The sequence below is a fragment of the Stieleria sp. genome (assembly GCF_041595215.1).
Lineage (GTDB): Bacteria > Planctomycetota > Planctomycetia > Pirellulales > Pirellulaceae > Stieleria > Stieleria magnilauensis.
Genome location: NZ_JBFHKV010000180.1, coordinates 1 through 10,322 on the forward strand (window position 1 = coordinate 1; position 10,322 = coordinate 10,322).

Genomic DNA, 10,322 nt, shown 5'->3' on the forward strand with positions numbered 1-10,322 from the left:
AATTCCATGTCTACATCGGGGCCAAATTGTTCGGCGGCGTTACAGCGCCCGGCCCCATCGCCGGAGCGGGACTCGGCCCCATCGACTTGGCAACCAAGCTAGCACTCAGCCAAGTGGACCGTTTCGAAGACGACGTGCGTTTGATTTATCGGCGTGCGTTAGGCTGATCAGGGGTCCGAATGGAAGGTGTAGACGCGCTGGTGTGCAGGCTTCAGCCGCCCATCTTGCTGCTTCGCAGCGCGTCCTGATGCGTCTCAAGGCTGGACACCAACGGTTGCTGAAGCCCGACCATTGGTTCCTGACCTCGTTCTCGCTTCAAAAACTGCACGACCTGCAATTGGCAGAGAATTCACGCTGTTACGGCACAGTAATCTTCCCTAAACGTGCGTTAATCACACCTCCGGGTAAAGATTGGTTGAAGTGCCCTTTCGGCATCGCCGATATTCAACTATCGAGCACTTAGGAAAGATCGGAAACGTTCAATTTCGGTCTTCGAACGTGCAGATCTTCACGTGGTCATTCGCGTGAAAAGGATCGGTGAAGCGATGAGGTACCCTTACCTGATTGCATTGGCCATCTTGATGGCGATGCCGACCGTGTCGACTCCTGCAGACGAGCCGACCGCCGATCAACGTCTCAAGGCGACCGGGTCGCCAGCACCTTGCCGCAAGAAACAGCGGGCCAGACGCCAACCGCCCGGCGTGTTTTCTGAATCCGGACTGGCCCGATTTCGGCTTCGCTCCGGGCGTCTCGAAGTCGACCCGATGCGGTATCGAAAAGGCTCGCAACAGCACCAGACCGATCGGTTCCGCGAATCGATCACCGTTTCGTCGTCGTCGGGAGTGCCCTCGGTCTATTACAGTTACGCGGACGATTACCAACGTGTCCAACTCGTCGCCGAACACGGCAAGAGTTTGCGGATGGAATCGACGCTGGTTGCCACCGGTGAGCAAGCGGTCTTGGAACAACAGGAGCCCGGCGTGATCCAATGGCACGTTCGCCGCGATCCGGCCGCCGAGAGCGATCTGGATCGTCATGTCAGCGGCCCGACGTTGCTGCACATCGTGGGGCAGGACGAAGCCGGGTTCCAGATTCATTTCGACATTCTGATCTCACGCATGCTGTTGGGCCGCAGTGTGATCGAATTGACCCGCCGAACCGAAGCCTTCTTGCAAGACAACGCGACCACCCTGACCGTCGTTTCATCGGACGATGTGGACCGATTTATTGACCAGCTGGGGTCGGCAAAACATTCCCAACGTCGCGGCGCCGCGGTCGAGTTGGCCGGTTTGGGGACCAGTGCGATTCCATACTTGACCACCGCACTGACGCGCACTGACCTGGATGTGGAGCAGCGGGCGCGGATTCACATGCTGATTTCACGCTGCCCGCGGACCGACGAAGACACGCCTTCGTCACTGGCTTGCCTGTTGTCGACCGACCGCGATCATTGGCAGATCATGGCCAAAAAGATGAACCAGACGCAGTGGATTGCGGCCAACGCCCACATCCGCCGCTGTGGCCTGGACGCACTGACGCGATAGGCGGATTTGGGCCCGTTGCGTGCCCCTGCCGGTCAACACGCTGTTTTGGGCCTTGGTGGTGACGGGGCTTTGCCGTTAGAGTGGTTGCTTCGATGGCGTCGCGTCGCGAAATCCGCGGCCAGCGGCCTTTCGATTGAATCCCACACGCATCTGCAAAAGCCCACCCGGCGCCCCTGGCTGACGCGTTCGGGCTAAGATCATCGAGTTGATTTCGGAACCTCGATTCAATCGACAGGCCGCGATCACCGTCCGGCTCCCGTTCGTTCTCTCCCCCCAAAAAGATATGGCACCTTCTAAATCTCGACGAGGCTGGGTTCTGCTGATCCCCGCACTGCTTGTGGGCACGGTCGCCTTCGCATCGGTGATGCGCAGCAAGCCCGATGTCCGCCAGGATGTGGCGCCGACCATCATGCAAGAGCCGGCGGATGACGCGACGGACCAAACGCCGCGGCCCCGCCAGTCGTCGATCGCCGAAGTCCTGGAGCTTGCCGATCGAGCGTTGGCGTCGATGGACGATTCACTGGAAGACTACACCGCACGGTTCATCAAACAGGATCGCAGTGAGTCGGGCGTGTTGAACGAGCGCAGCGAGATGGAGGTCAAGATTCAGACACGCCATCGAAACGAAACCAATGATGCGCCGATTCGAATCTATCTCAAATTCCTGGCGCCCGAAGCCGCCGCGGGTCGGGAAGTGATCTGGGGCAAAGATCTTTACGACGGGCAGATGGCCGTCCACGAAGTCACGGTGTTGCTCAGTTGGAAAACCCTTTGGCTGGATCCGACCGGGATGCTTGCCATGGCCGGCCAGCGTTACCCGATCTACGAAATCGGGATCACAGGCTTGGTCGAGAAACTGATCGAACGCGGCCAAAAGGATTTGGACAATCCCGATGTCACCGTGACGATCACGCGAGACCATGAGTTCGACAGCCGGATGTGCGACCTGATCAAAGCCCAACGCAGTCAACCCGGCGGCGGTGAAGATGACTTTTCACTCGCCGAGATCGTTTATGACCCCGAGCGGTTGTTGATCCTCAGCTACCGCAGTTTCGGTTGGCCCGATCCCGATGCTCCGGACGATCAACTGCCGTTGGTTGAATCGTACGAGTACCGAGATTTGAAAACCAACGTCGGCCTGACCGACAAGGACTTTGACATCACCAACGAAAGCTACACGTTCCCGTAGGCTCTGTCGGTTATTCGAAGTCGGTTATTCGAAGTCGATGATTTGCAACGACTCGTTTGCCTCTTCCAGCTCATCGAGCGCGTTGTAGCTGATGTTGGTGTTGGCCACATTTAATTTCTTCAGATTCGGCAGCTTGCCCAACTGGATGAACCCTTCGTCGGTCATCTGTTGAACGCCGGCGACATTCAGATCCTTCAGTTTCTGGAACTTCAAAATCGTCTCGACTGCGGCATCGCTCAGGTCGGTCGCTTTGACGTCCAGGGTTTCCAAGTTGACCAACCCATCGAGTGCGGCGAACGCTTCGTCGTTGAGTTTGGTTTCCCAGAAACCCAGGTAGGTCAGACCGGTCGCGACGCCGAGTTGTTTGATGCCCTCGGGGGTGATCAAGCGACATTCCCCGAGGTCCAGATACGTCAGCTTGGGATACTTGGCGATGATCGCCAAACCCTCGTCATCGACCGAGGTGTCACGCAGTTCCATTCGCGCCATTTCCTTGGCACCGGCGATCTGCTTGATCCCTTCGCCGGTCACATCGCAGCCGCGGATGCGAAGACGTTTCAGTTTCTTCAGCCCCGCCAGCGATGCCATGCCTTCATCGTTGATCTTGGTGTAGTCGAGCTGGATTTGCTCGAGCGTGGGGATCTTGGCGAAGACATTCAGAGTGGTGTTGGTCAACGAGGTGCAATAGTTGGCGTTGAAGGATTTCAGGGGCAACCCGGCCAACTCTTTGACTCCCGTGTCGGTCACCTTTGATTTTTCCAGCTGCACGTCTTGCAGCGATTTCAGCTTGGCGAGCGCCTTCATGCCTTCGTCGCTGATGTTGCTGTTGCGCAAATCGATCGCGCGCAGCTTTTGCAGCGGCGCCAGTTTTTGCAATCCCTCATCGGTCACGCCGACGCGACGCAGGAACAGCACTTGCAATCCGGGCAGCTTGGCGACGACATCGAGTGTGTCGTCGGTGATCGCCGAATCGGTGAAATCCAATCGCTCCAGACGCTTCATTTCGGCGAGCACGCCCAACCCCTCGTCGGTGATCCCGGGACCGCTAAAACGGGCCTCCTTCACGTGGGGCAGCTTGGCCAAGCTGGCGAACGTGTCGCTGACGTCGGTGTCGCTGGCGACCGAGATGGAGACGACCGCACCGTCGCTGTTCTTCTCCAGCAGGTAGCCGGCCGCTTCCAGTTTGGCCACTGCGGCCGGATCGTCTTTCTCCACGACCGGCTTTTTGGCGGTCGGGGCGGCGGCTGGTTTCTCTTCCGCCGCTGCCGTGGTTGCCACGTCCGGTTCGTTGGGCGGCATGACATCGGGGCCGCATCCGATCAGGCCCAGGCTCGTCACCGCGAGTCCGAGCGTGCAAGACAGTCGGGAGGGAAGGCTGCGTTTCATGGTCTTCAAGGGGTTCGTAGGGCGGGCGGATGAACGTGGCGGATTCCTGTTCGATCCTCCAATGTGACAAATGAAGCGAGAATTGACAACGAACACGCACGAACTCGACGCCGGGTGGCCGGGGGATCGCAGGGGGTGGGATGTCCGCCCGCGAAACGGGCTGGCGATCGTTGTTTGTTAGCGGGCTTCAGGTTATCCTTGCGGGGCTGTTAAGTCTTTCATCATGCGCATTCGGGAGCGTTGTGTCGGGGAAGATCGTTCTTCGCCCCCAGCGCCGATCGCTTTGTCGCTTCGCAATCAAGTCATTTCCAACTGAAGGAATTTTTGCATGACCAAACGGACCAATCGCCGTGGTTTCCTCGGTCGCACCGCTGCTGCCGGTGCGGTCGGTGTCGGGTACTGGACGGGCACCAGCCCCGTCCTCAAGGCTCAAGAATCGGCTCTGCAGGGCCTCAGTGCCGGCTGCATCGGCGTGGGCGGAAAAGGCGGTAGCGATACCAGCCACATCGCCGAGAACGGGGTCAACATTGCGGCCTTGTGCGATATCGATGGCGACACCGTGAACAAGAAAGCCCGCGAATTCCCCAATGCGGAAAAATTCAGCGACTTCCGCGAAATGCTCGACAAGGTCGGCGACAAGATCGACATCGTGACCGTCAGCACGCCCGACCACACCCATGCCGCAGCCGCCGTCCGTGCGATGCGGATGAAGAAGCACGTGTACTGCCAAAAACCGCTGACCTGGTCGATCAGCGAAGCCCGATTGATGCGTGAAACCGCCGAGCAGATGGGCGTCGTGACGCAAATGGGCAACCAAGGCACCAGCGAAGACGGGCTGCGAACCGCCGTCGAAGTGATCCAAAGTGGTGCGATTGGCGACGTTTCCGAAGTCCACGTCTGGTCCAACCGCCCCGTTTGGCCGCAAGGTCAGGGACGCCCCGCAGGCGAAGACCCAATCCCCGAAAACCTGAACTGGGATGCCTGGATCGGACCGGCACCGATGCGTCCGTTCAAGAGCGGCGTGTACCACTCGTTCAATTGGCGCGGCTGGGTCGATTTCGGAACCGGCGCCCTGGGCGACATGGCCTGTCACACCACCAACATGCCCGTCATGGCACTGAAGTTGTGGGACCCGGTCGCCGTCACCGCCATCAAGAACCCCGGGATCGTCGAAGGCGAAACCTTCCCGGCCAGCAGCGCGCTGATGTTCGAATTCCCCGAACGCGAAGGTTTGCCGGCCTGCCAATTCTATTGGTACGACGGCGGTGAATTGCCGCGTGAAGACCTGATCAGCAAGCTGCCCAAACGTTTCCAAGAACAAATCGCCAAGCAGCGTGAAGGCGGCCGCAAAACCAGCGGCGCGCTGGTCGTCGGCAGCAAAGGCATGGTGTTCTCGGCCAACGACTACGGTGCCCAGTTCGACATCTTGCCCCAAGAGGATTTCGAGGACTACGAGAACCCCGAACCGTGGCTGCCGCGGATCCCCTTCAAGGCCGGAAACGACCAGCGTCAAAAGTGGGAGTTCGTCAGCACCATCAAGGGCGAATACGAACCCGGCACGATGTCTAACTTCGGTTACGCCGGACGTCTGACCGAAACGATCCTGGTCGGCAACCTGGCCCTGCGTGCCGGTGAAGGCAAACGCATCGAATGGGATGCGAAAAACCTCAAGAGCACCAACGTTCCCGAAGTCAACGAGTTCGTCGGCCGCGAATATCGCAGCGGCTGGGAACTGTAACGGATCGCCGCACGCGTTGCGTTTCTAAAGATGCTTGCGCGACCCTCCTGCCGAGTGGAGGGCGCGCAGCCGTTGATCGCTCAGGGCTTTCGTCACTCTCCCTCTGGGCGTGGGGATCTACACAAGTCGCTTTTGGCCCAAAGGGCATGCATGTCCCTAGCCTGGGGCAAGCGAACCGAGCATTTGCGAGGGTTGCGCCGCCCCAGGAACCGCATCGCAATGAGTAAAAGTTGGCCAACGGCCATGCACAACACTCGCGTTTGACCAGGCATTTGTGAATGGCCGTTGGCCAATCGCTCTCGTTCTCGTCTGCCGACCTTGGGCGATGCCCAAGGCTATGGATGTAAACGGCCGTTGGCCGAAACCATCCACTCAGAACAGATCTGACATGCAAACGAGGTGTAGCTACCAATGCCCTCTGGGAGGCTCGAGCGGAGCGAGGAGAGGGTTTGCCGTTTAGGCCTCGCTCGAGGTACCGCGGCTTCCGCGATTACCGATAACGCGAGTCGCGGATCGCGCGGGCTGCCGAGGCCCCGTTGCGGGCCACGATCTCTTTGAGCGTCGGCACCGCGACGCCCCGCTTGGCCGCTTCGACACGCAGCGCCCGCTCATACACGGGCAGCGGAAAATACGGGCTCTTGCGGCGTGCGTAACGCTCCAACGCCAACACCAACCGTTTCTCCAGCTTGTTCTGGTCGACCAGTTTGACGATCTCGCGAACGTAATAGCGTTGATCGTCAGTGGTCGCGCGCAGACGGCTGATCAGGTAATCATCCAGCGCCGCCCCTTGAGTCGGCGCAACGATCGCAGTGTTGGTGATGCCGGTTTGTGCCGCGACGCTGGGAGCGAGTCCGGCAATCGCGAGCAGCAGTGCCGGGGCGATCACGGTCATCCTGGGTGACAGTTTCATCAATCTTGCTGGGGTTCAAGGAATCAAGTGGCCGGTCGTGGCTACCAGATTTGTCCCCTGCGACACAAGACAGACTCGAAACCGCGATGGCCATCGGGCGGTTTTCGCAGGTGTCCAGGCACCGCATCTGAGATTGCTAGCAACACCTGGGTAATTTACGGGTTTTGTTCGTTTGCGATTTTGAAACCCTGGTACGGGTCGCAGGGATTGTGTGCACCGAGCCGATCGCAACGTCGATGGAAGACGTGTGCCAGATAATCCCGCTGTGGGCGGCAAGGGTGAAGCATCCGTGGATGGATCACCGGAGCGGCCTGCGAATCTGGTCAAACACATCAGAGGGCGTCGTCAGATCTCGAATCATGTTTCGTGACTTTGGCGCAGCCACACAAGCAAGATGCCCAAAAGGACTCGGCGATGAACCGTTGGCTATGGATTGGATCGTTGGCCGGTTTGCTCATGGTAAGCACCGGATGTTTACACAATCAAACACGCAAAGGTTGCTCGACCGGTGCCTGCGGCTCGGGCGCTTGCTCCAGCGGCACCGGCTTGCTCGGCAAGATGAATGTCGGCGGCTGCAATTCGTGCGGCACCGGCTGTCGAACCGGATGTGTGCCTGGCAAACTCGGCTGGCAGCAGGGCGGGCTCGACTACAGCTCGCATCTGGGATCGGGAATGTTGGGCAATCGCGCCAACGCGACGCAGACGTTCACCCCCGGTCCTCCGACCGGTCAAACGGCCTATCCGTACTACACCGTGCGAGGCCCCCGCGACTTTTTGCTGAACGATCCGCCGACGATCGGTCGCTAGGCAGCGGGCTGGACACCAACGGTTGGCTGCCCGAGCAAGACCGCTCAATCGACGTCGATTGAGCGTCCGGGCGGCCGGCGAGCTTGCCGCGAAACCCGGTTGAAACGCCCGACTGCACGGGTCGAGAGACGCCGCGCGGGGTCGCGGCAGTCGCCAAATTGGTTCACGACCCTACAATAAAGCGCCGGCAATGGCGTTCCGGTGAGGACGCTCGGGCCATGACGGCCCGGGCAATGAATCGTCAACGATTCGTAGGCAACCGGTCGCAGGGACGCGGCGGCGGTCGAGCGACGATCGGGACCTGCCCGGTCGATTCCGCCCGAGACATCCGCTAACGTACCGCCTCGTGGGTCCAGCGAGATTGTCGCGAACCAGATTGCGAACCATGCGTCACCGCGGGTCCTCCTGACCCATTGGCGTGGCCCCTTCGATTCCAAGCACCTTCGAGACAATGTTGTGGCATCCGACGTCCGATTAAAAGAACAGCTGCCGCGCTTGACTGAACGTATTGTCGCGACTTACACGCCCGATGATGCGATCAATCACCTCGGCCATTGTGCGCTTCCCAGTTATGAAGCGATCATTGCGATCCTGTTGGACATCAAGGACATCCTTTACCCGGGCTATCGGCGCAAGGTCGGATTGCATGCCGGCAACATCGCCTACCACGTCGGCAGCACGATCGATTCGCTGCACGACCAGCTGACGACACAGATCGCTCGGGCATTGCGTCACGAAGATCGCGTCCGCAACAAGCACAACGACTGCGAGAGCGAGACGGATTTCGAAGCCAAGGGCCAGACCATGGCGATCGAATTGCTGGAGCGGATCCCGTCGTTGCGCAAGACCTTGGCCACCGATGTTCAAGCAGCCTACGAAGGCGACCCGGCCTGCCAGACGACCGATGAAGTCGTTTTCTGTTATCCCGGCATTGAAGCGATCACGGTGTATCGGATCGCCCACGAACTGGTGCGATTGGACGTGCCCTTTATCCCGCGGATGATGACCGAGTGGGCGCACAAGCAAACGGGAATCGACATTCACCCCGGTGCCACGATCGGCGAGTACTTTTTCATCGACCACGGAACCGGTGTCGTCGTCGGCGAAACCTGTCAGATCGGGAACCACGTCAAGCTCTACCAAGGGGTGACGTTGGGTGCCCTGAGTTTCAAGACGGATGACAGCGGCGAATTGATTCGCGGCCAAAAACGGCATCCGACGATCGAGGACGGTGTGGTGGTTTATGCCAACGCGACCATCCTGGGCGGTCGTACGGTGGTGGGGCACGATTCCGTGATCGGATCGAGCGTGTGGATCACCCGCAGCGTCTCACCCAACACCACCGTGGTGCTTGAGCAACCGTCGTTGCGGGTTCGCGGCGGTGTCTCCGCCGACTCGGTGGACGAGCACGCCAACTATCAGATTTAGCGTTGGCGGGTTTCCCTTGGCGGGTTCAGCATTGGCGGGGCTGACCCGGAAAAAGGCATCCTTTCGATGACAGGATGCCGAAAATCCGTGGGTCCGCGCTGCCATCGTTGGGCTCCCTCGACAGCCACAAACCGAAAACCTTGAAGTTGACGCGGCGCCGGGGTTACCCGATCGTCTAAAATCCTTCGAGTCGTTTTTTGCCGCCCTTTCGCCGATTCGCCTGAGATCGATGACCAAACTGACACCCTTTGACGCCACAACACGCACCCGCATTGTTTTTGGGCAAGGCGTCTTTTCACGGATCGGTGAGCTGGCGGCGGGGTTTCGGCCCAAATGTGTGTTGGTCGTCAGCGACTCCGGCTTGGTCGATGCCGGCCACTTTGGCCACGCCGTCGATTACCTGCATGCGGCGGGACTGCACGTGGAATCGTTTCATGACTTCGCCGAAAATCCGACCTGCGCGATGGTCGATGCCGGTGTCGCCAAGGCGGCCGAAGTGAAACCGGACCTGTTGATCGGGCTGGGCGGCGGCAGCAGCATGGATTGCTGCAAAGGGATCAATTTCGTGTATTCCGGTGGCGGCTCGATTCACGATTACCACGGCGTTGGTAAAGCGACTGCGGACATGTTGCCGATGATCGCCGTGCCGACGACCAGCGGCACCGGTAGCGAGGCACAATCGTTTGCCCTGATCAGCGACACCGACACGCACGTCAAAATGGCTTGCGGTGATCCCAAGGCCGCGTGCAAGGTCGCGTTGCTCGATCCGGAACTGACGCTGACGCTGCCCCGCAACGTGACGGCGTTGACGGGCATCGACGCGATCTCGCACGCGATCGAAACCTATGTCACCAATCGGCGCAATCCGATGTCGATCACCTATTCGCGCCGTGCCTTTGGGTTACTGGCCGAAGGGTTTTCGCGAGTACTGGAAGCCCCCGACGACATCGACGCCCGCAGCCAAATGCAACTCGGTGCCTGTTTCGCCGGGATGGCAATCGAAACTTCGATGCTCGGTGCCGCCCATGCGACCGCCAACCCACTGACCGCACGGCACGACATCACCCACGGCCAGGCGGTCGGGCTGATGTTGCCCGCCGTCATCCGGCTCAACGGCCAGCAGCATCCCGACTGGTACGCCGAACTGTTGCGTGACGTGGATCCGACGGTGACCGAATCGGAGGCGCCCGATCGGCTCGCATCGATGGTCACCCGCTGGCTGAAACAGGCCGACTTGGCGACCAGCTTGAATGCGCTGAAAATCCCCGCCAGTGGGATCGAGAGCTTTGTCGAAGAAGCGCTCAAGCAATGGACCGGTAC

General features: G+C 59.8%; 8 protein-coding genes. 6 read left to right on the forward strand and 2 right to left on the reverse strand.

The window, feature by feature from the left end; genetic code table 11:
* Positions 1-545: 545 nt before the first annotated feature.
* A complete protein-coding gene (locus ABX749_RS09405; protein ID WP_372895750.1) occupies positions 546-1,544 on the forward strand; it encodes a hypothetical protein in 999 nt (332 codons plus the stop codon).
* A 283-nt stretch (positions 1,545-1,827) separates the two neighbouring features.
* Positions 1,828-2,733: a DUF1571 domain-containing protein gene (locus ABX749_RS09410; protein ID WP_372895751.1), complete on the forward strand. Its 906-nt coding sequence runs from the start codon at positions 1,828-1,830 to the stop codon at positions 2,731-2,733.
* 24 nt (positions 2,734-2,757) lie between these two features.
* On the opposite strand, the gene ABX749_RS09415 is transcribed toward ABX749_RS09410, so the two are convergent.
* Positions 2,758-4,119: an adenylate cyclase gene (locus ABX749_RS09415; RefSeq protein WP_372895752.1), complete on the reverse strand. Its 1,362-nt coding sequence runs from the start codon at positions 4,117-4,119 to the stop codon at positions 2,758-2,760.
* A 328-nt stretch (positions 4,120-4,447) separates the two neighbouring features.
* Between ABX749_RS09415 and ABX749_RS09420 the strand changes: the two genes are divergently transcribed.
* Entirely contained in the window at positions 4,448-5,857 is a 1,410-nt protein-coding gene (locus ABX749_RS09420; protein WP_145212634.1) for a Gfo/Idh/MocA family protein, read from the forward strand.
* A 490-nt stretch (positions 5,858-6,347) separates the two neighbouring features.
* Here ABX749_RS09420 and ABX749_RS09425 read toward each other — a convergent pair whose 3' ends face one another.
* Positions 6,348-6,767, reverse strand: coding sequence for a hypothetical protein (locus tag ABX749_RS09425; RefSeq protein WP_372895753.1), 420 nt, complete (start codon positions 6,765-6,767; stop codon positions 6,348-6,350).
* A gap of 609 nt (positions 6,768-7,376) precedes the next feature.
* Here ABX749_RS09425 and ABX749_RS09430 point away from each other — a divergent pair.
* The 3 genes from ABX749_RS09430 to ABX749_RS09440 form a co-directional block, all read left to right on the forward strand.
* On the forward strand, positions 7,377-7,574 hold the full coding sequence (locus tag ABX749_RS09430) for a hypothetical protein (RefSeq protein ID WP_372895754.1): 198 nt from the start codon (positions 7,377-7,379) through the stop codon (positions 7,572-7,574).
* A 456-nt stretch (positions 7,575-8,030) separates the two neighbouring features.
* Positions 8,031-9,002 (forward strand): serine O-acetyltransferase EpsC, encoded by a 972-nt coding sequence (gene epsC / locus ABX749_RS09435; protein WP_095738117.1) that lies wholly within the window; start codon positions 8,031-8,033, stop codon positions 9,000-9,002.
* Between the two features lie 229 nt (positions 9,003-9,231).
* Positions 9,232-10,322 (forward strand): iron-containing alcohol dehydrogenase (locus tag ABX749_RS09440; RefSeq protein WP_372895755.1); only part of this gene is annotated, 1,091 nt, incomplete at its 3' end.